Source organism: Sphingomonas sp. Leaf5 (assembly GCF_001421155.1).
In the GTDB taxonomy this organism is placed as follows: domain Bacteria; phylum Pseudomonadota; class Alphaproteobacteria; order Sphingomonadales; family Sphingomonadaceae; genus Sphingomonas.
The window spans coordinates 91015-115329 of the sequence record NZ_LMJZ01000021.1; the positions used below are offsets into that span (position 1 = coordinate 91015).

21 protein-coding genes are annotated in these 24315 nt (G+C 64.6%); 9 read left to right on the top strand and 12 right to left on the bottom strand.

Features of this window, described 5'->3' with window-relative positions:
* Positions 1 to 13 precede the first annotated feature (13 nt).
* Positions 14 to 1933 (top strand): DNA ligase D, encoded by a 1920-nt coding sequence (ligD, locus tag ASE50_RS13950; RefSeq protein ID WP_056401664.1) that lies wholly within the window; start codon positions 14 to 16, stop codon positions 1931 to 1933.
* A complete protein-coding gene (xth, locus tag ASE50_RS13955; protein ID WP_056401667.1) occupies positions 1930 to 2736 on the top strand; it encodes an exodeoxyribonuclease III in 807 nt (268 codons plus the stop codon). Before ligD ends, xth begins: the two co-directional genes overlap by 4 nt.
* A gap of 52 nt (positions 2737 to 2788) precedes the next feature.
* Here xth and ASE50_RS13960 read toward each other — a convergent pair whose 3' ends face one another.
* Positions 2789 to 3577, bottom strand: coding sequence for an aldo/keto reductase (locus tag ASE50_RS13960; protein WP_268794939.1), 789 nt, complete (start codon positions 3575 to 3577; stop codon positions 2789 to 2791).
* A gap of 295 nt (positions 3578 to 3872) precedes the next feature.
* Between ASE50_RS13960 and ASE50_RS13965 the strand changes: the two genes are divergently transcribed.
* Positions 3873 to 4964, top strand: a complete 1092-nt coding sequence (locus ASE50_RS13965; RefSeq protein ID WP_056402010.1) for an SDR family oxidoreductase — start codon at positions 3873 to 3875, stop codon at positions 4962 to 4964.
* Between the two features lie 195 nt (positions 4965 to 5159).
* Here ASE50_RS13965 and ASE50_RS13970 read toward each other — a convergent pair whose 3' ends face one another.
* From ASE50_RS13970 to ASE50_RS14005, 8 genes are all read right to left on the bottom strand, one after another.
* Positions 5160 to 5435, bottom strand: a complete 276-nt coding sequence (locus tag ASE50_RS13970; RefSeq protein ID WP_235512349.1) for a hypothetical protein — start codon at positions 5433 to 5435, stop codon at positions 5160 to 5162.
* 52 nt (positions 5436 to 5487) lie between these two features.
* The gene (trxC, locus tag ASE50_RS13975; RefSeq protein WP_056401674.1) at positions 5488 to 5940 is read right to left on the bottom strand and encodes a thioredoxin TrxC; all 453 of its coding nucleotides are present in this window, start codon (positions 5938 to 5940) and stop codon (positions 5488 to 5490) included.
* 105 nt (positions 5941 to 6045) lie between these two features.
* Positions 6046 to 6651, bottom strand: a complete 606-nt coding sequence (locus ASE50_RS13980; RefSeq protein ID WP_056401680.1) for an alpha-ketoglutarate-dependent dioxygenase AlkB — start codon at positions 6649 to 6651, stop codon at positions 6046 to 6048.
* Positions 6652 to 6663: 12 nt separating this feature from the next.
* Positions 6664 to 7335, bottom strand: coding sequence for an SOS response-associated peptidase family protein (locus ASE50_RS13985; protein WP_056401682.1), 672 nt, complete (start codon positions 7333 to 7335; stop codon positions 6664 to 6666).
* A 63-nt stretch (positions 7336 to 7398) separates the two neighbouring features.
* Positions 7399 to 7665: a DksA/TraR family C4-type zinc finger protein gene (locus ASE50_RS13990; protein ID WP_056401685.1), complete on the bottom strand. Its 267-nt coding sequence runs from the start codon at positions 7663 to 7665 to the stop codon at positions 7399 to 7401.
* 95 nt (positions 7666 to 7760) lie between these two features.
* The gene (locus ASE50_RS13995; protein WP_082439025.1) at positions 7761 to 8924 is read right to left on the bottom strand and encodes a vWA domain-containing protein; all 1164 of its coding nucleotides are present in this window, start codon (positions 8922 to 8924) and stop codon (positions 7761 to 7763) included.
* Between the two features lie 89 nt (positions 8925 to 9013).
* Positions 9014 to 9907, bottom strand: coding sequence for an exonuclease domain-containing protein (locus ASE50_RS14000; protein ID WP_235512351.1), 894 nt, complete (start codon positions 9905 to 9907; stop codon positions 9014 to 9016).
* Between the two features lie 82 nt (positions 9908 to 9989).
* Positions 9990 to 10340, bottom strand: a complete 351-nt coding sequence (locus ASE50_RS14005; protein WP_056401689.1) for a winged helix-turn-helix transcriptional regulator — start codon at positions 10338 to 10340, stop codon at positions 9990 to 9992.
* A 98-nt stretch (positions 10341 to 10438) separates the two neighbouring features.
* On the opposite strand from ASE50_RS14005, the gene ASE50_RS14010 reads away from it, so the two are divergent.
* Positions 10439 to 11461: a zinc-binding alcohol dehydrogenase family protein gene (locus tag ASE50_RS14010; protein ID WP_056401693.1), complete on the top strand. Its 1023-nt coding sequence runs from the start codon at positions 10439 to 10441 to the stop codon at positions 11459 to 11461.
* Positions 11462 to 11483: 22 nt separating this feature from the next.
* Here the strand turns inward: ASE50_RS14010 and ASE50_RS14015 are convergent, their stop codons facing one another.
* The gene (locus ASE50_RS14015; protein WP_056401696.1) at positions 11484 to 12464 is read right to left on the bottom strand and encodes an MBL fold metallo-hydrolase; all 981 of its coding nucleotides are present in this window, start codon (positions 12462 to 12464) and stop codon (positions 11484 to 11486) included.
* Positions 12465 to 13118, bottom strand: coding sequence for an NAD-dependent epimerase/dehydratase family protein (locus ASE50_RS14020; RefSeq protein ID WP_056401698.1), 654 nt, complete (start codon positions 13116 to 13118; stop codon positions 12465 to 12467). It abuts the gene before it with no gap.
* Between the two features lie 157 nt (positions 13119 to 13275).
* On the opposite strand from ASE50_RS14020, the gene ASE50_RS14025 reads away from it, so the two are divergent.
* From ASE50_RS14025 to ASE50_RS18840, 5 genes are all read left to right on the top strand, one after another.
* On the top strand, positions 13276 to 13887 hold the full coding sequence (locus tag ASE50_RS14025) for a cupin domain-containing protein (protein WP_056401701.1): 612 nt from the start codon (positions 13276 to 13278) through the stop codon (positions 13885 to 13887).
* Between the two features lie 247 nt (positions 13888 to 14134).
* Complete coding sequence (locus ASE50_RS14030; RefSeq protein WP_082439026.1) at positions 14135 to 14647, top strand: RNA polymerase sigma factor; 513 nt, start codon at positions 14135 to 14137, stop codon at positions 14645 to 14647.
* An 8-nt stretch (positions 14648 to 14655) separates the two neighbouring features.
* Positions 14656 to 15654, top strand: coding sequence for a FecR family protein (locus ASE50_RS14035; protein ID WP_268794940.1), 999 nt, complete (start codon positions 14656 to 14658; stop codon positions 15652 to 15654).
* Between the two features lie 91 nt (positions 15655 to 15745).
* Positions 15746 to 18751, top strand: a complete 3006-nt coding sequence (locus ASE50_RS18345) for a TonB-dependent receptor (RefSeq protein ID WP_082439027.1) — start codon at positions 15746 to 15748, stop codon at positions 18749 to 18751.
* Entirely contained in the window at positions 18748 to 20673 is a 1926-nt protein-coding gene (locus ASE50_RS18840) for an Atxe2 family lasso peptide isopeptidase (RefSeq protein ID WP_156347476.1), read from the top strand. The genes ASE50_RS18345 and ASE50_RS18840 overlap by 4 nt, the downstream gene beginning before the upstream one ends.
* A gap of 285 nt (positions 20674 to 20958) precedes the next feature.
* On the opposite strand, the gene ASE50_RS14045 is transcribed toward ASE50_RS18840, so the two are convergent.
* Positions 20959 to 24276, bottom strand: a complete 3318-nt coding sequence (locus ASE50_RS14045; protein ID WP_056401713.1) for an error-prone DNA polymerase — start codon at positions 24274 to 24276, stop codon at positions 20959 to 20961.
* Between the last annotated feature and the right edge of the window lie 39 nt (positions 24277 to 24315).

Consider the following 24315-nt stretch of genomic DNA (forward strand, 5'->3'; position numbering starts at 1 on the left):
GAGTCTATGAAAGATGGCGACCGTCGCACCACCAGGCCGGGCAACAGGTAAGTCCGCAGCAGGCAAGTCGGCAGCGGGCAAGCGCGCACCGGCGCGGAGCAAGTCGGCGCCTGCGCTGAAACCGCCGCCCTTCCAGCCGGTCCAGCTCGCGACCCTATTGTACAGCGTGCCCGCCGGCGACCGCTGGCTCCACGAGATGAAATATGACGGCTACCGCCTGCTCGTCGCGGTCGGTGGCGGCGCGGCGCGCGCCTATACCCGCTCGGGGCTGGACTGGTCGGAGAAGTTCGCCGGGATCGTCGACCAGGCCGCGACGCTCGATGTGCGTTCGGCGCTGCTCGACGGCGAGGCCGTCGTGATGGACGAAGCCGGACGGTCGAGCTTCCAGGGTTTGCAGGGGGCGTTGAAGGGTGCGCCGGGAACGATCGATTTCATCGCCTTCGATCTGCTTCAGTTGGACGGCGAGGATCTGACCGGCCTGCCGCTGACCGAACGCAAGGCGATGCTGCGCGCGATTCTTCCCGAGGGCTCGTCGCGCATCCGCTACTCCGAGCATATCGAGGGCAATGGCGAGAAGCTGCTCCACAGTTTCTGCGACGCCGGGCTCGAAGGGGTGATCTCCAAGAAAGCTGATGGCCGCTACATCGGCTCGCGCTCGGGCGGCTGGCTCAAGACCAAGTGCATCAAGCGTCAGGAATTCGTGGTGGTCGGCTGGACCCCGTCCGACAAGTCGCGCGCCTTCCGCTCGCTGATCCTCGGCATCCATGACGATGGTGTGCTGCGCTATGCCGGCAAGGTCGGCACCGGCTTCAACACTGCCGAATTGTTTCGCCTGATGGAGATTATGGAGCCGCTCGCGCAGAAGGACGCGACCGTCAAGGCGCCGCGCGCCGAGGTCCGCGGCGCGCATTGGCTCAAGCCCAAGCTGGTGGCAGAGATCGCCTATACCGAGATGACCAATGAGGGGACGCTTCGGCATCCCTCCTATCTCGGCCTGCGCGACGACAAGAAGCCCGAGGCGGTGGTACTGGAGGCCGAGCAGCCGGTTGCCGAGATCGCGGCGCCAGCCGTCAGCAAGGTCAAGGTCAGCAACCGCGAGCGCGTGATCTTCCCCGAAAGCCAGATCACCAAGGGCCAGCTCGCCGATTATTATGCAGCCGTCGCTCCCGTGATGCTGCCCTGGGTCAGCAGCCGTCCGATCAGTCTCGTGCGCTGCCCACAGGGTCGCGCCAAGAAATGCTTCTTCCAGAAGCATGACGCCGGCAGCTTCGGCGACACCGTCAAGCATGTCCCAATCCGCGAAAAAGACGGGCATGACGAGCCCTATCTGTTCGTCGACACCGCCGACGGGCTGCTGACCTGCGTGCAGATGGGCACGATCGAGTTTCATGGCTGGGGTGCCCGGATCGAGGATGTAGAGAAAGCCGACCGGCTGGTGTTCGATCTCGATCCCGACGAAGGGCTCGACTTCGAGGCGGTGCGCACCGCCGCCTTCCACTTCCGCGATATCCTCAAATCGATCGGGCTGGAGACCTTCCCGATGGTGACCGGCGGCAAGGGCGTGCACGTCATCGCCCCGCTGGTGCCGCAGGCCGAATGGCCCGAGGTCAAGGACTTCGCGCATCGCCTCGCGCAGGCGGTGGCGCAGAGCGATCCCGCCAATTTCACCGCCGCGCTGCCCAAGGCGCAGCGCAAGGGCCGCATCTTCGTCGATTATCTGCGCAACCAGCGCGGCGCGACCGCGGTCATGCCCTATGCCGTGCGCGCGCGTCCTGAAGCGCCCTTGGCAGCGCCGATAACCTGGAAGGAAATGGAAACGATCGACGCGCCCAACCACTTCCACATCGGCGACGCCAAAGATCTGGTGAAACGCGCCGGTTCGAAGGCACTGGCCGGCTGGGGACGCGCCGATCAGGTGCTGCCCGACCTGTGAAGATCGCCACGTACAATGTGAACGGGGTCAATGGCCGGCTCCCGGTGCTGCTGCGCTGGCTCGAGGAATCCGCACCCGATATCGTCGTGCTGCAGGAGCTGAAAGCGCCGCAGGAGAAGTTCCCGGAAGCCGCGATCCGCGACCTTGGCTATGATGCGATCTGGCACGGTCAGAAAAGCTGGAACGGCGTTGCGCTGCTCAGCCGGGTCGGCGAAATCCACGAGACCCGGCGCGGCCTGCCGAACGATCCCGATCCGTCGCAGAGCCGCTATATCGAGGCGGCAGTCAACGGCATCCTGATCGGCGGGCTCTACCTGCCCAACGGCAATCCGCGGCCCGGACCCAAGTTCGACTATAAGCTCAAATGGTTCGAGGCGCTGATCGCGCATGCCGCCGGGCTGCTCGAGAGCGGCCTGCCGGTGCTGCTGCTCGGCGACTTCAACGTCATGCCGACCGAAAGCGATGTCTACAAACCCGAGCGCTGGCTCGACGATGCTTTGTTCGCGCCCGAAGTGCGCGAGGCGTTCTTCCGCCTGACCGGGCAGGGCTGGACCGACGCGCTGCGCACCATCCATCCCGACGAGACCATCTATACCTTCTGGGACTATTTCCGGAACGCCTATGCTCGCAATGCGGGTCTCCGTATCGACCATCTGCTGCTCAGCCCCACGCTCGCCGACCGGCTCGTCGATGCGCAGGTCGACATGCATGTCCGCGGCTATGAGAAGACCAGCGATCATGCGCCGGTGTGGATCGAGCTTGCAGACAAACCCAAGCGGAAACGCCGCAAACCAGCCGGCTGATCGACCGTGCCAGGCGCCGCGACGACCGACGGCGTGGCTGTCGCCCCGCTGGCTAGAGCATTTCCAGCGGCCGCCGCTCGCGCGGCGCAGGAAACGCCGCATCGAGCTGGGCAAGGATGTCCGGGGTCAACACGAGATCGGCTGCGGCGCGGTTCTCGCGGACATGGTCGGCGGTGGCCGCCTTCGGGATTGCGATCATGCCGGGCTGGCGCAGGGTCCATGCAAGCGCCAGCTGCGCCGCCGTTACACCCATGTCCGCGGCCAGCGCGGCGAGCTTGCGGTTGCCGATCAGGCGGCCCTGTTCGACCGGGCTATAGGCCATCGCCGTCATGCCCTGCTCGGCCAGCCAGGGCAGCAAGTCATGCTCCGGCCCGCGCCGGGTGAGATTGTAGAGGATCTGGTCGGTGACGCAGGCCGATCTGCCGGCCTCGACCAGTTGCTCCATATCGTCGGTGTCGAGATTGCTGACGCCCCAGTGGCGGATTTTGCCGGCACACTGCAGGGCCTCCATCGCTTCCACGGTCTCGGCGAGGGGCACATTGCCGCGCCAGTGCAGCAGATAGAGATCGAGCCGGTCAGTCCCGAGCCGTTTGAGGCTGGCTTCGCAGGACCGCGGGAGCCGGGCAAGCGAGGCGTTCTGGGGATAGGCCTTGCTCACCAGGAACAGGTCATCGCGGCGTCCGGCGATCGCTTCGCCGATCAGCGTCTCGCTTGCGCCCTCGCCATACATTTCCGCGGTGTCGATCAGGGTCATGCCGAGGTCGATGCCCGTGCGCAGCGCGGCGATTTCCGCTTCGCGACGATCCTTGCGTTCGCCCATCATCCAGGTGCCCTGTCCCAGGCAGGGGACCTCTTCTCCACCCGGAAGTACGACGGTGCGAACGGCACCGGTGGCGCTCGGTGCGGTCAACGGCCGGCTCGCTCTGTCGGGTAGAATATCATGAATTCTGGTCTCCGTGGGACGGTTTGGTGTCTCAACGCACGGCCGGGCATTCTGCGTCCACGACGACTGCAAATCACGCAATTGGCCGTCGGGGGTTCCGGAACGCCCTGCGACGGCAGCCGTTCATCCTGGTGAGTAAGATGGATTTGCCGTCAGCCTGGCTGCCGTATGGTCCCCGGATCGGAGCAGCATGATGGCAAAGACAGCATTGGTCGCAGGCGTGAGCGGCATCGTGGGCAGCGCGACCGCGCAACTCCTCCTCGAACAGGGCTGGGACGTCCATGGCCTCGCGCGGCGCGCGACTGGGCAAGCGGGCGTGCAGCCGGTGCTTGCCGACCTGCAGGACGCTGCGGCGACCGCAGCGGCCTTGGCCAAACTCCAGCCCGACGCCGTGTTTATCACGACCTGGCTGCGCCAAGAAAGCGAGGCCGAGAATATCCGCGTCAACTCTGCGATGGTGCGCAACCTGCTCGATGGGCTGCCCAAGCCCGATGGTCCGCGCCACGTCGCTCTGGTCACGGGGCTCAAACATTATCTCGGGCCGTTCGAGGCCTATGGCAAAGGCGCGCTGCCGCAGACCCCGTTTCGCGAGGACCAGGGCCGGCTCGACGTCGAGAATTTCTATTATGCGCAGGAGGACGAAGTGTTCGTCGCCGCCGCGCGCGACGGCTTCACCTGGAGCGTCCACCGTCCCCACACCGTGCTCGGGAAAGCCGTCGGTAACGCCATGAACATGGGCACCACGCTTGCCGTCTATGCGACGATCTGCCGCGAAACTGGGCGGCCCTTCACCTTTCCGGGCTCGGCGGCGCAGTGGAACGGTCTCACCGACATGACCGACGCGCGCCAGCTTGCGCGGCAGCTGCTCTGGGCTGCGACGACGCCGGCCGCGGCGAACGAGGACTTTAACATCGTCAACGGCGATGTTTTCCGCTGGAGCTGGATGTGGGGCCGGATTGCCGCCTGGTTCGGGATCGAGCCTGTGCCGTTCGACGGTACTCTCCGACCGCTCGAGCAGCAGCTGGCAGGCGATGACGCGATCTGGCGGCGGATCGCGGAGCGCGACGGTCTGGTCGAACCGGACCTGCAGCGCCTGGCGTCGCCCTGGCACACCGATGCCGATCTCGGGCGGCCGATCGAGGTCGTGACCGACATGTCCAAAAGCCGGCGGATGGGTTTCAGCGCCTATCAGCCGACCGATGATGCCTTCACCGATCTGTTCGAGCAGCTTCGCGCGGACCGGCTGATCCCGCCGGCCGCCGACGTTTCCGGGGAGCTGAGTTGATGGCCGGCACCGACGAACTCCATGCGCCGCCGATGAACCGCGCCGAGCGCCGCGCACTGGCGGCGAAGACCCGGCAGCGCACGCCCCAGCGCTGTGCCTGCTGTGCACCACACGTGGGGACGCACGATCATGACGCGAGCGACGCGGGTCGGCCCGGGCATAGCGATCACTGAAATCGTTGCGGGCGAAGCCCGGTCAATCCAGGGCCGCGAACCAGTCGGCATAGGGCGTCGTGCGCGCCATGTGACGGTTGAGGTCAGGGGCGCCATCGTTCCACCAGACGGGACCACGTTCACCGAGCGCATGTTTGGCGCGATCGACCGCCGCGTGCGCGGCGGTTTCGGCATCGCGATCCCCGGCGCGTTTGGCGACGCCGACCGCCCGCCGCGCCGCCATCAGATCCTTGACCAGCGCCTCGCGCGTGGCAGCGGGGAGGGCCGGGTTGCTCAGCCGCCACAATCGGCCGCGCACTACGAAATAGCGGCCGTCTGGCGTGATCGGGTAACCGCCTGCCTGGCTTCGCTCACCCGCCGCTGACTGCTGTGCGGGCCCAACTAACGATCGCCTGCTCGGGCGTCGCACCCGACTGCCGCGCGATCTCGCGACCCTTGCGGAACAGGATCATCGTCGGGATCGAACGGATGGCGTAGCGCCCGGCGATTGCCTGCTCGGCCTCGGTGTCGAGCTTGCCGAGCCGCATATAGGGTTCGAGCTGTCTCGCGGCGGCGCTGAACGCAGGCGCCATCTGGCGGCATGGCCCGCACCAGCTGGCCCAGAAGTCGACCAGCAGCGGCAGGTCGGCGCGCCCGGCATGGGCGTCGAAATTGGCGGTTGTCAGGGTCACCGGCGCCGCGCTGAACAGCGGCTGATGACATTTGCCGCAATTGCCACCGCCGAGCCGTTCGCGCGGAACGCGATTGAGACCCGCACAATTCGGACAGGCAATGATCAATGCGTCGGTGGCAGCGGTCGCCATGCTCTGTCCTTTCCTGAGGAGCGGTGGCCCGGCGCTCGCCGCTGCTCCCGTCTGTCGGGATAACGCAACGATCGGCGATGCGCTCCCGAGACCGCGTGGAGCACGTCAGCGCATCGCGCGCAGACCCTTTTCGGAAAAGCTGCGGAAGGTGATCGACCAGCGGGTCTCATCCATCTCGGCGATACTGTGTTCCCAGTCGTGGCGGACTTCGCCGGTCAGGTGATAGATCGACCGCGGCGCGAGCGGAGCGGAAGCGCGGTCGAACCCCTTGGCGGTACGCCGCCGCAGCCGCAGCGTCGCGGGCGCGCCGAGCGAGATGCCGACGACATGCTCGAACACCGGGCGGTCCTTGTGCCAGCCGATGCCGGCGCCGGGGTCGTAACGGATCAGCAAGGCCTGGACGAGGTCGTCGTCGGGAACGCCCGCAAAGGCCGCGGCGCGCGCCTTGATCGGCGCCAGCCAGTCGGGGATCGGATCGGTCGCGCCGAAATGCCCGCGCTCGAAATCATAGTGGAAGCCGAACGAGGTGGTCAGGCGCTTGCCGAGCCAGCCCTGGAATTTGAACGGGCTGAGCGCCTCGCGATCGATCGCCGCGATCAGCCGGGCTTCGGTCGCGGCGTCGATCAGATCCGGGGCGCTGCTCAGGCCGGGTACCAGGGCGGGGTTATCGTCGACCAGCGTTCCGCCGAACAGATCGGTCATCGCATTCATGGGCTCGGCTGATCAGATCAGCGCGAGTTGCGGGACGGCGGCCTCGGCTACGCCCGGCGGGCCTTTGCCGCTGCGCCATTTATCCTCGGTCGGTGTGACGATCATCCGCTCGGCCGCGAACGGCTCGCGATACTGAAACGAGATCACGTCCTTGGGGGTGCCATGCAGCCAGCGCTCATATTCGGAAGCGTCGAGCAGCACGGGCATGCGGTCATTGGTCGGCGGGATCGCGTCATTGGCGGTCATCGTCATGCCGGCATAGACCGGGCCATGGTCAGGAATATTCCGGCAGAACCCCGCCCAGGCCATCACCGGCTGATCCTTGACCGAGAACCAGGTCCGGGTCTTGGCGCCCGGCACGCCGTCGGGATTGCCGAAGTGGGTGATAGGGATGATGCAGCGATAGACGGTGTCGCGCACCATCTCGTCCCACATCGGATTGGTGAGATCGGCGACCAGCCCGATCCGCCCCGGCTCCTCGCCACGCGTGTGCATCGCGCGCGTGAAGCGCGGAAACCCCCAGGTCATGTTGCGCAGGTGCCGCTTGCCGCCGCGCTCGAAGATCGCAAGCCCGGGCAGCCCCTCGACCGTCTCGGTCGGGATCACGGTGTCGCCGACGGATTCCAGCCCGAAGCGGGCAGTGAGATCGGCGACCGTGGCGGCGCAGGCATGGAGTCTGGACATGACGCGACTCGCGGTTGGTGAAACTGGCTGGAGACTATCGCAAGAACGAACAGAGAACAAATACTATCGCAGCTGGCTGTCCTTGCTGCCGCGACGGTTGATCGCACTGTGCGCGACATGGGTCTGGTCGCGCTGGCTCTGGCACGTGACACAGGTGCGCACGCCGGGCAGTGCCGCGCGGCGCTTCTCCGGGATATCCTCGCCGCAGGCCTCGCATTCCTCGAGGCCCTTGCCGGTCGGCATGCGGCTGCGCGCGGCGTCGAGCGCGTCGCGGATGCTGTCCTCGATCTGATCCTGAACGGCGCCATCGGGCGCCCAGCCATTGGCCATCTTTTGTCTCGACTGTCGGTGAAAATGTATCTTTTATATGGGGATGCGGGACAAAATTTCCACTGGCCAGCAAGGCGATGGAAGGGCGGCGGCCATCAACGGGCCAGGGCTGCGTTCCTGTCGATCGCCTCGTTGGCGCGGTCGCCTTTGGCCTCCGCTGCGCTGACGAATGCCGCGGCTCGGCGTTCGAGCGCGGCGTGGCGTTCCGCCAGCACTTTCTCGGCGCGCTCCTCCAGCGCGACATCCTTGCCGGCAATGCGCTTCTTCGCGATATCGCCGCTGACTGCGATCCGCTCCTTCGCGACCAGGCCGCTGGCGCAAATCCGCGCCTTGGCGGCGGCACCCGAGGCCGCGATCCTGTTCTGCGCAACCGCGCCACTCTGCGCCAGGCGGTTCGCCGCCTTGCGCCCGTCCTCGCGGATCCGCGCAACGGTCGCATCGATTTCGCGATCGGTCCCGGCATTGACGAACCTGCCGCCGCCGGCGGCCGCGACCGCTTGGAGCGAAGCAGCCTCGCCGGAGGGAACCGCGAAGCCGATGATGTTGATGATCGCTTTGGTCGAACCCTGGTTGATCGACCGGGCCACTGCGATCGGATCGCCGCCACAGGTCTCCTGACCATCGGACACGACATAGATGATCTGCTCGCCGGGACGGCCATTGGCGGCGAGAAGGACCTCGGCGCGTTTGAGGGCAGCGGCGAGCGGGGTCCAACCCACCGGTCGGATCGTCGAGACCGCGCGAACCAGTGCGGCCCGATCACGCGTCATCGGCACCGGCAGATCGACCGCGGCGCAGGACTGCGCCTTGCCATCGGCGCGGTTGTTGCCTGCCTGTCCGAACACCAGCAGGCCTGCATCGGCAGTTGCGGGCAGTTCCTCGACGAACGCCGCGGCGGCTGACTTGGCGAGTTCGAGCTTCTGGCGGCTCGACACGCGACCCGCCATCGACCCCGACGCGTCGATGGCGACGATCACCCGTGCCGGCGGGACCGCAGCAATGGCTGTTTCCGGCGACCTGAACGATGCGTCGACCAGCGCCGGATCGTTGAAACAGGCCTCGGGATCATCGGCGCTGAACTGGTTGAGATAGGCATCGATCTCGGGTGAATTGCCGGCGGTTTGCGTCGCGACCTGCACGTTACCGTCCGCGCTTTCCGTCTTGCGATCGCAGCCTGCCAACACCGGGCATAGCGCCAGCAGCGCGACGGCAGTGCACGCCCTGGTCAGGCGCTCGGGCAGGCATGAGACAGAAGTCATGGCGCCATGATCACCGCAGCATCTCCGGCAGTTCCAGCTGAAAACTCGTGATCTGGCGCCAGCGTTCCCTTCGCTGCAGCGCCAGCCTGTCAGAGGCCGATGTAGCGTGCACCGAGCGCGGCGGCACTCAGGATCTCGATAGATTGCCCCAAATCCTGCAACTCACGGGCTCGCCGGAACTGCGCATCGTAGCGGAAATAGCCGAACGGATCGTCGGCACAGACCACCAGCATCGTCGTCGTTTTGCCGACCGCCGCGACGATCCGGCCGCCCTGCGCGGCGATGTGGTGCGCGAGTTCGCCATGGCGCGGCTCGCCGAGAATGGCGACGCGCTGACCTGCGAGCGGACCGTCGGGTGCCGGTTTGGGGGCAGGCTGTACCGAGGCGCGCTTGGGAGCGGTCAGCCAGCCCTCGAGCGGGATGCCGGTTTCCTCGCTGGCTTTGATCACGATCAGCCCGGCGGCCCGGGCGTCGCTCAGCGCGTCGTGATGCTTGAGGCGAATGCCGAGATGCCGTGAGACGATGTTGAGCCGGTGGCTGCCAAGTTCCGGCCAGGCACGCTTGGCGACGCGAACGCTGTCGAGCCAGGTCGCTTCGATCGGCATGCGCTGATGAACCCGGCAGGCGGCGCTGAGTGCGCCCTTGTCGAAATAGCTATGGGCGACCGTCACACGGCCGGTCAGATGCCCGTCGATGATTTCGTGGAGGTCGCCGAAGCATGGCTTGCCCGCGACATGATCCTCGGTGATGCCGTGGATGCGCGTGTTGAAGCTGCTGAAATAGTCGCGCGGATCGACCAGTGTTTCATATTCGAAGGCGATCTTGCCGTCTCGAAAGCCGACGATGCCGATCTGACAGATGCTGCTGACCCGGCCGCATGCCGTCTCGACATCGACCGAGACGAAGTCGGGCGCATCGCCGGCGTCGGACGGCGCGCAAGCAAGTGGCGAGGTCTCGTGTTCGGAAATAGTCGCGCGGAACATAACGCGATCATAGCCGCGAACGCGTTTCGCTCCAAGCTGGTTGAGGGGAGGGGCAGCAACGGTCGGTTGCGGCCCGCAGCGATCAGGCCGCTTCCTCGATCTGACCCACCCAGGGATTTGCGTCGCCCCATTGCCGGAGCGCCTCGATCACGGGGGTCAGCGTGCGGCCGAGGTCGGTCAGGCGATATTCGACGCGCGGCGGGACCTCGGCATAGACCGTCCGCGACACCAGTCCGTCGGCCTCGAGCTCGCGCAGCTGATTGGTCAGCATGCGCTGGGTGACGTTCGGCATCCGCCGCCGGAAGGTCGAGAAGCGCATCGTCTCCTCCATCAGGTGGTGAAGTATCACGCCCTTCCATTTGCCATCGATCAGCGACAGCGTCGCCTCGACCGAACAGCCCGGGCTGCAATGTCCTTTGTGCCGGCGCGCCATTGGTATCCTTTTCGACACTATGTACGAAAATTGTGCGTTCTTGCGATGCATGAAGGTAGGTCACAGATGAGCCGCTCGCAACCAGATGGAGTCGAGCGATGCGTGCGATAGGTTTCAACAAGCCCCTTCCCAGTGACGATCCGCAGGCGCTGCAGGACATCGATCTGCCACGGCCGCAGGCGACGGGGCATGACCTGCTGGTCGAAGTCCGCGCCGTGTCGGTGAACCCGGTCGACACCAAGGTCCGCCGCGGCCGCCGCGTGCCCGAGCCGGGCGAATGGATTGTCGCCGGCTATGATGCTGCCGGCGTGGTCGTGGAGGTCGGCCCCGAGGTCACGCGCTTCCGCCCCGGCGACGAGGTTTTCTATGCCGGCGCGATCGGTCGCCAGGGCACCAATGCCGAATATCATCTCGTCGATGAGCGCATCGTCGGGCACAAGCCGGCCTCGCTTGGCTTCGCCGATGCCGCCGCCGTACCGCTGACCGCGATCACCGCCTGGGAAGTGCTGTTCGACCGGCTCGACGTCCGCAAGCATGTGCCCGGCGTCGCGCCCGCGCTGCTGATCGTCGGTGCCGCCGGCGGGGTCGGGTCGATCGCGATCCAGCTTGCCCGCCAGCTGACCGATCTTTCCGTGATCGCGACCGCCTCGCGTCCCGAGAGCGCCGACTGGGTGCGCGATCTCGGCGCCCACCATGTCGTCGATCATACCGCCGATTTGGCCGGGCAGGTCGCGGGCGTCGGGATCGACGCGCCGGGCTTCGTGTTCCTGACCACGCATGCCGCGCAGTATCTGCCGATCGCAGCAGCGTTGATCGCACCGCAGGGGCGGATCGCGGTGATCGACGATCCCGAAACGCTCGACGTGATGCCACTCAAGGGCAAGTCGGTATCGCTGCACTGGGAAATGATGTTCACTCGTTCGAGCCTGCAGACCGCCGATATGGGCGAGCAGGGCAAGCTGCTCGACGAGGTCGCCCGGCTGATCGATGCGGGAACGCTCCGGACGACGGTCGGCGAGCATTTCGGGGCGATCAACGCCGCCAATCTGCGCCGGGCCCACGCGCTGCTCGAAAGTGGCAAGGCGCGCGGCAAGATCGTGCTCGAGGGGTTTGGCGACTGAGGGAGCGAGCGGTTGCCTCGGCTCAGTCGAAGTTCGCCGCTTCGGCCGGGCCGAGCGCGACGAAGGTGCCGGGATCGAGACCCTGCGCGGCGAGACCGGCGACAAGGCGCTGCGCGGGCTCGTCGCGGGGTTCGTCGGTGAGCTTGAACGTGCCCCAATGGATGCCGACCGCGGCCCGCGCCTCGAGATCGCGCATGATCCGGATGGCTTCTTCTGGATCGGTATGCTGGGCGGCCATGAACCAGCGCGGATCATACGCGCCGATCGGGATCAGCGCGAGGTCGACCGGGCCGAAGCGCTGGCGCATGTCGCGGAAGATCCGGCCGGTGCCATAGCCGGTGTCGCCCGCGAAATAGACGAGCCGGCCGCCGGCGCCCAGCATGAAGCCGCACCACAGGGCCATGCGCCGGTCGGCCAGCCCGCGCGACGACCAGTGGGTGGCGGGGACGATATTGACCTGTGCGCCCGCTGCGATCTCGAACTGGTCGCCCCAGTCACCCGCCAGCATCCGCGCGTCCGGAATATGGCGGCGGATGATGCTGTCGTTGCCGAGCGCGGTGACGATCAGCGGGGCGTGGCGCTGGTGCAGAGCGCGCAATGTCGCGATGTCGAGATGGTCGTAGTGATTGTGCGAGAGCAGGATGGCATCGATCGGCGGCAGATCGTCGAGCCGGATGCCGGGTGCGGTCACCCGGCGCGGCCCTGCAAAGACTAGCGGGCTGGCGCGGTCCGACCAGACCGGGTCGGTCAGGATGTTGAGCCCGGCCAGCTGGATCAGCAGCGTGGCATGGCCGACCATCGTCACCCGCAGGGTTTCGACCCGAGCATCGGGGATCACCGGCGTCACTGGGATCGATGCGGGCCAAGGATTGTCGGGCACGGCACGCTTCCACCGCAGCACCTCGCCGAGCGAGCGGTCGGTGTCGGGCTCACCGGGGTTGAAGAAGCGCAGCCCGTCGAAATGATCGCTGACCGGACCTTGGTAGTAGCGGTTGCGTGCCATTCAGCGCGCCCGGCCGGCGGCGCGGGCGATTTCGGCCGAAGTAATGATGCGCTTGCCAGCGGCGCTCGCAAGCGCTGCGTCGATCAGCAGCGCGGCCACCGTTGCGGCCGGATTGATGCGGGCGCTTGCCGGGAGGATCGGGCCGGCGAGTTGCAGGAGCGTCGCCATCGCATGTTCCATGGCGCGCTCCTCCTTGGGCCGGCCACCCAGGAAACCCGGGCGCGCGATCGTCAGCGACGGAAAGCCGAGGTGCTCGATCGCCTCTTCGAGCTCGCCCTTGGTCCGGGTGTAGCGGAACCGCGATTTCGCATCGGCGCCCGCCGACGAGACCAGCGCGAAGGCCTTGGCGCCGCGCTGGCGCACCAGCGTCGCGATCGTCAGCGGATAGTCATGGTCGATGACCCGATAGGCGTCAGGTGAGGGCGTCTGCGCACGGGTCGTGCCGAGCGCGCAGATCGCGCCATCGACCGCCCACCAGTCGGCGTCGTGCGGCAGCGCCTCGATCGTCGTGATCGGGTTGTCGAGCCTGGCATGCGGCGCGAGCGCGCGGCGCGTCGGCGCGACGATCCGGGAGACGCGCCGATCGGCCAGCAACTGCTCCAGCACGGCGGAGCCGATCAGGCCCGTTGCGCCTGCCAGGAGAAGCCTTGTCATGCTTCGCTATCTGGGGACGGGGCGGGCGCGAGATAAGCCCCTCAGGTGCGAGGACGCTCGGGCAATCGTCCCGACTTCGCTCGCTGGTCAGGCGACGCGATCTTGTCGGTCGCGTCTCGGCGATTTAGTCTCGGCGCAACTGCACGGGAGACCGCGGATGATACGCACGCTGAGCGCCATCCTGTTGGCCAGCCTGACGGGCGTTGCCGCCATCGCTGGACAGGACAACGTCGCGCCTGCCTCCGAGCCCGCCTTCTTCATCAAGACCGTCACTGAGCAGCGCGTCGACCGGCTGCCGGCGGACCGGCCGCTCTACTGGCGGATCGAGACCTTCCCCGATGCTGCTGCGGCGCTGGCTCATAAAGGCGAGTATGCACTCCCGGCGTCGGTGGAGGGTCGCCATTTGCTGTTCACCCTGGGTGCCAGGGGCGGGGCGACGCCCGGCGGAACGAAGGTCGCCGAGATTGGCCCGATCCCGGTGCCGACCGCGCGCACCTATCTGCTGCGGATCAATCATGCCGGCGGCCCGCCGGGCGCGCAGACGCCGGTCCACACCCATCCCGGTGCCGAGGCAATCTATGTGCTGAACGGCGAGGTCACCCAGCGCACCTATCACGGCACCGAGACTGCCGGGCCGCGTGAAGCACTCAACGCGCATGGCGCGGAGATGGCCATGCAGCTGCGCAGTTCGGGGCGGGCCGGCCTCAGCCAGCTGGTCATGTTCGTGGTCGATGCGGATCGGCCGTTCTCGCCGCCCGCCAAATTCTAGTCTGGCATAGGTCGGGTTGTCCGGCCGCGGACGGGCAGCCTGTCAGGATGGCGGAGCCCCGGCAAATCAGGCGCGCGCTCCGGCCCGGCCGCAAAATAAATCGCGCGGCGTTTCGCAGAAAATTGCGGGGCGTGTCTCTGTGAGGGTAAGATGATGCACACGGTATCGCAGAGGATGGCACGCCACGCGCCATAGAGAGCCTAGCGAACGGCGCAGCCGGCTGGCAACGTGGGTCGCCCGGGAGGTGATGCCCCACGAAGGCGGCGTGCGCGCCTGGCTTTCCCGCGCTGGACTTGCACGAGAGGATATCGAGGACGTGATCCAGGAATCCTATTGCCTCATCGCAGGCCTCGACGACCATGCGCATATCGAGCGGCCGCATGGCTATTTCTTCCAGACCGCCCGCAATCTCGTCACCCGCCGCGCCTCGCGCCAGAAGATCGTCCCCTTCGTGCCGCTGGCCGATGAGGATTATCGCGACCAGACGCCCGGACCCGACCGCGATGCCGGGGCCCGGATCGAGCTCGAGCGGGTGATGGCGCTCTTGGCGGCCCTGCCCGAGCGGCGGCGGCGGATCTTCACCATGCGGCGGATCGACGGCATGAGCCAGCGCGAGATCTGCGAAGCCCTGAATGTCAGCGAGAACATCGTCGAGCATGAAATCCGCGCCGGGCTCGCCGATCTCAAACGCGCGTGGGGCGCCGCGAGCCAGCAGGACGGCGAGGCGCTCGCCGCGCAGCCGCGGGTGCGCCGCGCATGAACAGTCCGATGCCCGACCGCGATGACGATGCCGCCGACTGGGTGGTGCGCATGGCCGAGCCGACCTGGAGCGATAGTGATGAGGCGGCGCTGCAGGCCTGGCTGGCCGCCGATCCGCGCCATTCGGGGGCCTTGCTGCAGGCGCAGGCCTTGTGGTCGATGTTCGACGAGCCTGCCGCTGCTGCCGGGCAGGGGGATACTGGTGCAGGGGAATTGCTTTCGGATGCTGGCCGTGGGCATGGGGTGGGAGATCAGGGCGAGGGGCTGACTCCGTGGCGGGTCACACGGCGCTGGCTGCTCGGCGGCACGGGTGCTGCGATCGCGGCATCGGTGGCGGGCGCGTTCCTGTTCCTGCGCGATGCGCGCTACGCGACCGCCGTCGGGGAAATCCGCCGCGTGCCACTGGGCGATGGCTCGATCGCTTCGATCAACACCGACAGTTCGGTCGCGGTCGAACTCGCATCCAATGCGCGGCGGGTCGAACTGACCCGCGGCGAGGCGTGGTTCCAGGTCGCCAAGGATGCCAAACGCCCATTCATTGTCGCGGCCGGACGCGTGCGCGCGCAGGCGGTGGGCACGGCTTTTTCGGTGCGGCGGCGCGACGATGGCGCCGATATCCTCGTGACCGAGGGCGTGGTCGAGGCCTGGGCCGATGGCGCCGAAGGCAACCGCATCCGGCTGATGGCCGGGGAAAGCGCGTTCGTCGCCGACAATGCGCTGATCAAGCCGGCAGGCGCCGGGGCGCCCGCGGTCGATCGGGCGCTCGCCTGGCGGGCGGGCAAGATCGATCTGGTCTCGACGCCGCTGTCCGATGCCGCCGCCGAGTTCAACCGCTACAACAGCCGCCAGATCGAGATCGTCGATCCGGCGCTGCGCTCCGAGCAGCTCGACGGTCAGTTCGGCACCAATGACCCGGAAACCTTCGCCGCCGCCGTGCGCGATGGTCTTTCGGTGCCCGTCGATCTCAGCGATCCGGCGCGGATCCGCATCGGGCGCGCGCGTCCGTGACAGAAATATTGCGGTGATCCTGCGGAAAAATGAATCCCGGGTCTCTCCCTTCCCAATGGCCCCGCAAGCGGGGTGAGGGGGGAAATCATCCATGACGGCTTTCACGCGCTGCGCCTTGTTCGCCACCACTGCGGTTCTTTGTGTCGCCAGTCCGGCACAGGCGCAGACCCGTAGTTTCGATGTGCCCGCCCAGTCACTCGACCGCGCCGTGTCGGCGCTCGGGCGTCAGGCCGATATCCAGATCGTCGCGGTCAAGAAGCTGACCCGCGGCAAGTCGTCGCGCGCAATCAAGGGATCGATGACCGCCGAACAGGCGCTCGCGGCGCTGCTCGAGGGGAGCGGGTTAACGGCGCGTCGGCTTCGGGCGAACAGCTATACGATCGTTGCGGACCCAAACGTAGTGGGCAGCGTCGCTGACGCGCCGGCGCGGGGTCAGGTGGCTTCGTCAATGGGGGAGGACGTTAACGAGGAGGGCAACGAAAACGGCGTCGAAAGGCGGTCCAGTGAAGTCCGGTCCGAAACAATCGTCGTGACCGGTACTCGCGTCCGAGGTGCTGCCCCTGTTGGATCTCCCGTCGTAACGATCGACCGAACAAGCATTGAAAAGAGCGGTGCAAATTCGGTTCAGCAGCTTCTTCAAGCACTACCGCAATTTTTTGGCGGCGGCCCGGGCGAGACGACCCTAGGGGCAACTACACGAAACGGTACCGGAACCGACGCCACCTATGGTTCTAGTGTAAATCTGCGGGGACTTGGCCCTTCTTCAACCCTTGTACTTATCGATGGGAACCGGCCTGCCCTTGGAGGCCTTGGCGGCGCGTTTGCCGACGTATCGTTGATCCCTTTAGGAGCGATTGATCGAGTCGAGGTTCTAACCGATGGTGCATCAGCTATATACGGAGCCGATGCCGTAGCGGGTGTCGTAAATATTCGACTGCGGAATCGCTTTGAAGGCGCGGAAACGCTCCTCCGCACTGGCACGGCCAACGGAGGCATGGGTGACGTCCAGATCGGCCAGATCATCGGCAAAAAATGGAATGGTGGCCATCTTACGCTCGCTTACCAATTTAGTCAGCGCGAGGCTCTCGCCGCTGCTAAACGGGCATTCGCTACTGAAGATCTGCGGCCATTCGGCGGCCCAGATTATCGTTCGTTGTTCGCCGTGCCCGGCACGATCACCGCGGCGAACGGCGAGACATTCGCAATCCCCTCCGGGCAAGACGGGCGAGACCTCTCGCCAGACCAACTCGTGGCCGGCACCCGCAATCTTGGGGATCGTCGTGCCGCAAGCGACCTTGTTCCTCGCCAGCGCGTTCACAGCGCCTACGCCGCACTGGAGGTTGACTTAACGAGCAGCCTTCTTTTCCGGGCAAACGTGCTGGCTGCTCAGCGCGAATATCGGAAACTGGCGCTAAACGAGTACCTCAGCGTGGTGTCGGTACCGGTTACAAACCCTTACTATGTCGATCCTATCGGAACCGGACAGCAAGTAACAGTGAACTACAACTTTGCTCGTGATATGGGAGCACCGATCGACACCGGGCGAGTTCGCGGAATCAGTAGTTCAGCGAGCCTTGAAAAGACTTTTGGTGCATGGCGCCTTCAGCTTGGTGGCGCCTACGGTCGCCAAGAGGGCCGGAATGACAGCCTGAACATTCCCAACCTAGCACGTCTTGCGGCGGCGATTGGCGACACAAATCCTCTCACAGCCTTTAATGTCTTCGGGGACGGAAGCGCAAACAATCCGGGAACCGTTGCAGACATACGGGGCGGCATAAGGTCGCAAGACACTTTTGAAAGCTTGTCCGCATCACTTCGAGTCGATGGTTCCATCGCGCGCCTACCGGGCGGAAACATCCGTGTTGCCTTTGGGGCTGAGTACCGCCGCGAACACTATCAAAGATATACTGTGGACGACATTAATACGGCCATCCCTGTTCCATCATCTTTGAGTGTGTTGCCAGGGCCGCGCCATGTACGATCAGCCTACGCCGAGATTCTGGTGCCAATCGTCGGTCGCGACAATCGAGTCACTGGGATAGATAGCCTTGATATCTCTCTAGCGGGTCGCCTTGAAGATTATAGCGATGTCGGACGCACGACCAATCCAAAAGTTGGCCTGCGATGGGAGACAATTCCCGGCATCGTGCTGCGGGGAAGCTACGGTACGTCATTCCGCGCCCCTGCTTTCGACGAGCTTATCGGCCCCGCCATCTCAAGCTACACAACCCTGAGAGTCCCCGATCCCACCTCGCCGACCGGCACCGCAAATGTCATTGCGCTCTTCGGCTACAGTGCCGGAATAAAGCCCGAGAAGGCGACGGGCTGGACTATCGGACTCGATTTGGCGCCACGTGCGATCCCCGATTTGAAAGCATCCATTACATATTTCGATGTCAGGTATCGCGATAGGATAAGCTCGGTAAGTGAGGATTTCCTTCGCTTTCTGTCGCGCCCTGACTTATTTGCCGGAGTTGTCACTCGAAGTCCGTCAGATGAACTTCTTTCTTATTATTTCTCATTTCCCACATTCCGCAACCCTTTTCAATTTGCGCCAGCGAATATAGACGCAGTTCTTGATGGACAAATCCGAAATCTTTCTGCTGTGCATCAGACAGGAATTGACTTCGATGTAGGGTACTCGCCCGACTTCGCCCACGGTAAAGCCGATCTCGGAATATCCGGAACCCATATCTTTCGAATAGATCGGCGACTGACTCCTGGAACGCCAGCGGTTGATGTCGTCGGAACCTTTGGAAATCCTACAAGCTGGCGTCTAAGAGGCCGTGCTGGCTGGTCCGACGGTGGCTTCGCGGCAACACTTTTCGCCAACTACGTCGGGTCGTCAGTTAATGAGGTTCCGGCCTTGGCGGAACGAGTCTCCTCGTGGTCAACTTTCGATCTCAGTATATCCCAGCAATTTGGCAGCGACCTTGGTGGTCGCGGGCTTAAGTTGGGTCTGAGCATCATCAATTTGTTCGACCGCGACCCGCCGTATGTTAATAACCGATCGAATACGTCGGCACTCGCCTATGACCCCGAGAAAGCCAACCCGTTCGGACGAATGATCTCTTTGCAAGGCTCAGTTTCGTGGTGAGCCGCGCGATCTGGGCAGCCATCCTTCTTGCAGTAACCCTTCCCGCTTTCGCCCAAACAAGTCCTCGCGAGCTTGTAGAAATGTGGGACTTCTCTGGCTTAGCGATTTCGCCCGATGGGCGATGGCTACTCTACCGGCGCGAACAGCCATCCATCGTTACGGGGGAAATCAACACCAGTTGGCATCTGGTAGCTACCGACGGCACAAAAACTGCTCAACATATTGGAAGCGGCGGCAACGCTAGTTGGGATGGTGTCGGAAACGTTGAGGCGGGGGCGGCGGCTTGGTCGCCGACGAGTGACAAGTTTTACATTCGCGCGCGGATCGATGGTGCCACGGGGATTTGGGAGGGAGACATACATGGAGGCTCCCTCGTACCTTTGATTGTCCGCGATGCCGATGTTGAGCGCTTCGCAGTCGCGTCCGACGGCAGCATCATTTTTGAACTCGGTCCCACACGTGCCGCTATCGCTCTGGCTGAGGAGGCGGAGCGGGACAGCGGAATTTTGGTCGATGGGCGCGTCGATCTCGCACAGACGTTATACCGCGGAGCCATTATTGGAGGTAGGCCAGCGAGTCAGCGCTTAAGCGGCGACTGGTTCGACCGAGAAGCTTTGCTCGATCAATTGCCGAGGAAAGTCTTTCGTCAAAGTTCAAGCGCGGACGACGAAGAGCCTGCCAACATAGATGAAGCAAATTTGCTGCAGCGCCCCCCCGAGCAAATTCCGGAGGAGGCGCATGCGAAGATCAAGGAGGCTGGCATATGCATAGATAAGGAGCCGTGTAATAGACTTGCACCGAGACTATGGAGGTCGGTCGCGATTGGAGACGGGCGTTTCCTTATTACAACACGCGATTGGCGCATTCGCCAAAGCATCTATCTTTGGGATGCGACACGGGGGGTGTCACGCCTTGCTGCAAGTGAAGGGCTACTTGGCGGTGGCGGCGGCGAGCTTAGTGCTTGTGCGGTGTCGCGTGTGGCTGCATTCTGTGTAGGGGAGACGGCGGACACCCCCCCACAATTGGAGCGCATTGCGCTAGACGGGAGCAGCACTCTAGTCCTCGATCAACCGAACGACATTCCTAAACGCGGCGATCTGATCACCGAGGCGGTCGAGTGGAATGTCAATGGCGTACGCGCATCGGGTTGGCTTGTCCGCCCGAAATCGGTTGAACGGCTGCCACTCTTCATCTCTTATTATCGCTGCGCTGGCTTCCTGCGCGGCGGATTAGGCAACGAGTGGCCACTGCGTGCACTAGCGGCGAGCGGGATCGCAGCCCTTTGCGTCAATCAGGTTCAACCCGGCATCGAAAAGGGGGAGATCCGTTATAAGACGGGCTATGCAGCGGTGCTCGCCGCAATCACTGAATTTGATCGCCGTCGGCTTATTGATCCTAAAAAGATTGGCATGGGCGGCCTGAGCTTCGGGAGCGAAGTAGCTATGTGGATCGCGACGCACAGCACATTGCTTAGCGCGGTTTCAATTGCGTCCGTACAAGCGGAACCGGCTTACTATTGGTTCAACGCTGGCATCGGACGAGAATTTTTTCGTCAGAATCTGAGAGATCAATGGGGACTTGGCCCGCCTGATAAGGATGCAAGCGGCTGGAAACGGCGATCTTTTTCGTTGCAAGTCGATAACATCACCGCTCCTGTTCTACTTCAGCTGCCGGAACAGGAAGCGCGTCAGTCACCTGAATTTCAAGCTCGTGTCACCGCTAGCGGAAAGGGCGAACTCCATGTGTTCCCCTTCGCTCCTCATATCAAAGTAGAGCCCCGGCAGAAGCTCGCCGTCTACCAGCGTAATCTCGACTGGTTTCGTTACTGGCTTAGGGGCGATGTCGATCTCGATCCGGGCAAGGAAGGTCAGTATTCACGCTGGTCGCAATTGAAATTGCCCAATGCGATGCCCATTGAATGACATTCTTTCTATAAAATCTAAGATAGATCTGTAATAATAATGGAGGTGCTTTTTCAATCGGTATAACGCACGCTCCATTTAAAAAGAATGATTTGTATTATTGGTAGATGTAGCATTCCGTCATAGCCGTACAATGAATTTTCATCAAGTCGCACAGCCGCTTCATCTAGCGCGAGCGCAAAGCGCAATGAATCGCGTTTAAATCATCACTACATCATTTGCCTACCCGCTGTAAGCTCTGGACTAGCGCGGGAAACGCTCCGCCCTCATCCATGGCGCTATTAATTAACGGAAATCCCGTGTTCGTACCTTTATGCCTTCGGTGGGCTGGCCGGGGATGATGCCCGAGCCGAGACGCAGGTCGGGGATGTAGATTTCGCGGGCCGGTCGGCCGAGCGTGCGGTTGGCCGGATCGCGGGGATCGGGTCCGACCTGATTCTTGGCGATGTCGCCGCGCGCGGTGCGGTAGATGTCGGAGACGTCACTTCGGGATCCGACGCTGGCGAGCATGGGGGAGAGATCGGTTAGCCGCTGGGCGATGACATGGATGACCTCGCCCTCGCGCTGGACCTGCCCGCGCACCCCCATCATAGAGGCGCCGAGCACGATGCGGCGATTGGCTTCGAATATCTTGGTCCACACCACCAGATTGGCGACATTGGTCTCGTCCTCGAGCGTGATAAACATGACGCCCTTGGCCGAGCCGGGCTTCTGGCGGACTAGTACGATGCCGGCGAGCTCGATCCAGCGACCGTCCTTGACGGTCTGGAGCTGCTCGCATCTGATCATCTTCTTCGCCTTCAGTTCATCGCGCAGGAAGGCGAGCGGATGGGCGCGTAAGCTGAGACCGGAGGCGCGATAGTCCTCGACCACCTCGGCGCCTTCGCCCATCGGCGCGAGGATGATTTCCGGTTCGATCGCTTCGGCGAGCAATTTGCCGGCGCGTTCGTCGGCCGCCGCGAATAGGGGGAGTGCCTCGTTGCCGAGGCCCTTCACGCCCCACAGGCTCGCTCTGCGGCTCAGGTCGAGGCTGCCGAAGCCGTCGGCCTCGCCGATCCGATCAAGCGCCCCGCGGCCGACATGCGCGCGGCGCTGGATTTCCTCGACCGAGGTGTAGGGCTGGTCGCCCCGCGCACCCGCGATCGCCGCGCCATCGGCATTGGCGAGGTGTCGCACCATGCGCAGGCCCAGGCGGACGGCCTTGTAGTGGTTGCGGCCGGTCGGCTCCTCGAGTGTGCAGTCCCAACGGCTGTGGTTGACGTCGATCGGGCGGATTTCGACGCCATGCTGGCGGGCGTCGCGGACGATCTGCGCAGGCGCGTAGAAGCCCATCGGCTGGGCATTGAGCAGCGCGGCGCAGAAGGCGTCGGGGTGATGGCATTTCACCCAGGACGAGGCGTAGGCGATCAGCGCGAAGCTGGCGGCGTGGCTCTCAGGGAAGCCATAGCTGCCGAACCCCTCGATCTGGCTGAAGGTCTTCTCGGCGAACTCGCGCTCATAGCCGCGCGCGATCATGCCATCGATCAGCTTGTCCTTGAAATGGCTGACCCCGCCGGTGAGCTTGAACGTCGCCATCGCGCGTCTGAGCAGATCGGCTTCGCTGGCGGTGAACCCGGCGCATTCGATCGCGACGCGCATTGCCTGTTCCTGGAACAGCGGCACGCCGAGCGTCTTGGACAATACCCGCTCAAGCTCGGGGGTGGGGTAGGTGACCTCTTCCTGGCCTGCGCGTCGCCGCCGGTAGGGATGCACCATGTCCCCCTGGATCGGGCCGGGCCGCACGATCGCGACCTGGATCACCAGATCGTAGAAGGTGGTGGGCGCCATCAGCGGCAGGCTCGCCATCTGGGCGCGGCTTTCGATCTGGAAGACGCCAAGCGTGTCGGCCTTGCGGATCATCGCATAGGTTTCGGGGCATTCGGCGGGGATGGTGGCGAGATCGAGCGGCGTGCCCTTGTCCTCGGCCATGAACTCGAAGGCGCGGCGCATGCAGCTGAGCATGCCGAGCGCGAGCACATCGACCTTCATGAAGCCCAGCGCGTCGATATCGTCCTTGTCCCATTCGATCACCTGGCGGTCTTCCATCGCCGCCGGTTCGATCGGCACCAGCTCGTCCAGACGGTCGCGGGTCAGCACGAACCCGCCGGGATGCTGGCTCAGATGCCGCGGGGTGTTGATCAGCAGCCGGGCCAGCTCGAGCGTCATGGCGAGGCGCTTGTCGCTGAGGTCGAGGTTGAGCTCTTCGGCATGCTTCTCCTCGACGCCTTCGCGGCTCCAGCCCCACACCGACGACGACAGGCCGGCGGTCATGTCTTCGCTGAGGCCCAGCGCCTTGCCGACCTCGCGCACCGCGCCGCGTGCGCGGTAGCGGGTGACCACCGCCGTCAGCGCACTGCGCGTCCGGCCATAGGTCTCGTAGATCCACTGGATGACTTCCTCGCGGCGCTCATGCTCGAAATCGACATCGATATCGGGCGGCTCGCGGCGTTCGGCCGAGACGAATCGCTCGAACAGCAGTTCGGAGCGGACCGGGTCGATCGAGGTGATGCCGAGCACATAGCAGACCGCGCTGTTGGCGGCCGATCCGCGTCCTTGGCACAGGATCTCGCGGCGTCGGGCCTCCGCCACGATCGAATGGACGGTCAGGAAATAGGGCGCGTAGTCGAGTTCGGCGATGAGCTTCAGTTCATGGACAAGCTGGTCGCGGACCTTGGGGCTAAGGCCATCGGGATAGCGGTCGGGCGCCTTCTCCCAGGTGAGCCGCTCGAGCTCCTGCTGCGGTGTGCGGCCGGGCACGCGGATCTCGTCGGGATACTGGTATTTGAGCTGGTCGAGGCTGAACCGGCAACGGTCGGCAAGTTCGACGCTGCGCGCGACCGGGCTGGTGTCCTGGAGATAGCGTTTGAACTGCCGCGTCATCTCGGCCGCCGATTTGAGATGGCGGTCGGCGAAGCGCTCGCGGCGCTCGCCCAACTGGTCGATCGTGCATTTCTCACGGATGCAGGTGACGACATCCTGCAGCAGCCGGCGGTCGGGCGAATGATAGAGGACATCGCCAGTGGCGACGGTCGGGACCTTGGCGGTGGCGGCGAGCGCGGCGAGATCGCGCAGGCGGATTGCGTCGCGGGGGCGGCGGCGGATCGAGAGCGCGCAATAGGCGCGGTCGCCGAAGACGCGCTTGGTGCGGCAGAGCTGGCCCTGGGTCGCGCCGTCGGCCTTGTCGGGGATGAGCATGGCGATCAACCCTTCCTGCCACTCCTCGACATCGGCCCAGTCGAGATGGCACGCGCCCTTGCCGGCGCGCGCTTTGCCGACACTGAGCAGCCGGCACATCCGACCGTAGGCGGCCTTGTCGGTCGGATAGAGGATGAGCGCGGTGCCGTCCGTGAGATCGAGCCGGGTGCCGGCAATCGAGCGCACGCCGGTGGTCTTCTCGGCATCCCAGGCGCGCACGATCCCCGCGACCGAATGGCGGTCGGCGATGCCGAGCGCGGGCGCGCCGAGCAGCGCGGCCGCCGCGAACAGTTCTTCAGGGGACGAGGCGCCGCGCAGGAAGCTGAAATGGCTGGTGACCTGCAGCTCGACATAGGCGGGCTCGGTCATGGCATTGGCGCCAGTTGGCGAGGTTCTGGCGGGCTGGCG

Bases quoted from the DNA above. Each gene is read 5' to 3' on its own strand.
- ASE50_RS14035 (WP_268794940.1), top strand. From the start codon at position 14,656: ATGCCCGACCGCGATGACGATGCCGCCGACTGGGTGGTGCGCATGGCC.
- ASE50_RS13990 (WP_056401685.1), bottom strand. From the start codon at position 7,665: ATGGCCAATGGCTGGGCGCCCGATGGCGCCGTTCAGGATCAGATCGAG.
- ASE50_RS13995 (WP_082439025.1), bottom strand. From the start codon at position 8,924: ATGACTTCTGTCTCATGCCTGCCCGAGCGCCTGACCAGGGCGTGCACT.
- trxC (WP_056401674.1), bottom strand. From the start codon at position 5,940: ATGGCGACCGCTGCCACCGACGCATTGATCATTGCCTGTCCGAATTGT.
- ASE50_RS14030 (WP_082439026.1), top strand. From the start codon at position 14,135: ATGCCCCACGAAGGCGGCGTGCGCGCCTGGCTTTCCCGCGCTGGACTT.
- ASE50_RS14015 (WP_056401696.1), bottom strand. From the start codon at position 12,464: ATGGCACGCAACCGCTACTACCAAGGTCCGGTCAGCGATCATTTCGAC.
- ASE50_RS13980 (WP_056401680.1), bottom strand. From the start codon at position 6,651: ATGAATGCGATGACCGATCTGTTCGGCGGAACGCTGGTCGACGATAAC.
- ASE50_RS13965 (WP_056402010.1), top strand. From the start codon at position 3,873: ATGGCAAAGACAGCATTGGTCGCAGGCGTGAGCGGCATCGTGGGCAGC.
- ASE50_RS13985 (WP_056401682.1), bottom strand. From the start codon at position 7,335: ATGTCCAGACTCCATGCCTGCGCCGCCACGGTCGCCGATCTCACTGCC.
- ASE50_RS14025 (WP_056401701.1), top strand. From the start codon at position 13,276: ATGATACGCACGCTGAGCGCCATCCTGTTGGCCAGCCTGACGGGCGTT.
- ASE50_RS18345 (WP_082439027.1), top strand. From the start codon at position 15,746: ATGACGGCTTTCACGCGCTGCGCCTTGTTCGCCACCACTGCGGTTCTT.
- ASE50_RS14020 (WP_056401698.1), bottom strand. From the start codon at position 13,118: ATGACAAGGCTTCTCCTGGCAGGCGCAACGGGCCTGATCGGCTCCGCC.
- ASE50_RS14000 (WP_235512351.1), bottom strand. From the start codon at position 9,907: ATGTTCCGCGCGACTATTTCCGAACACGAGACCTCGCCACTTGCTTGC.
- ASE50_RS14045 (WP_056401713.1), bottom strand. From the start codon at position 24,276: ATGACCGAGCCCGCCTATGTCGAGCTGCAGGTCACCAGCCATTTCAGC.
- ASE50_RS14005 (WP_056401689.1), bottom strand. From the start codon at position 10,340: ATGGCGCGCCGGCACAAAGGACATTGCAGCCCGGGCTGTTCGGTCGAG.
- ligD (WP_056401664.1), top strand. From the start codon at position 14: ATGGCGACCGTCGCACCACCAGGCCGGGCAACAGGTAAGTCCGCAGCA.
- ASE50_RS14010 (WP_056401693.1), top strand. From the start codon at position 10,439: ATGCGTGCGATAGGTTTCAACAAGCCCCTTCCCAGTGACGATCCGCAG.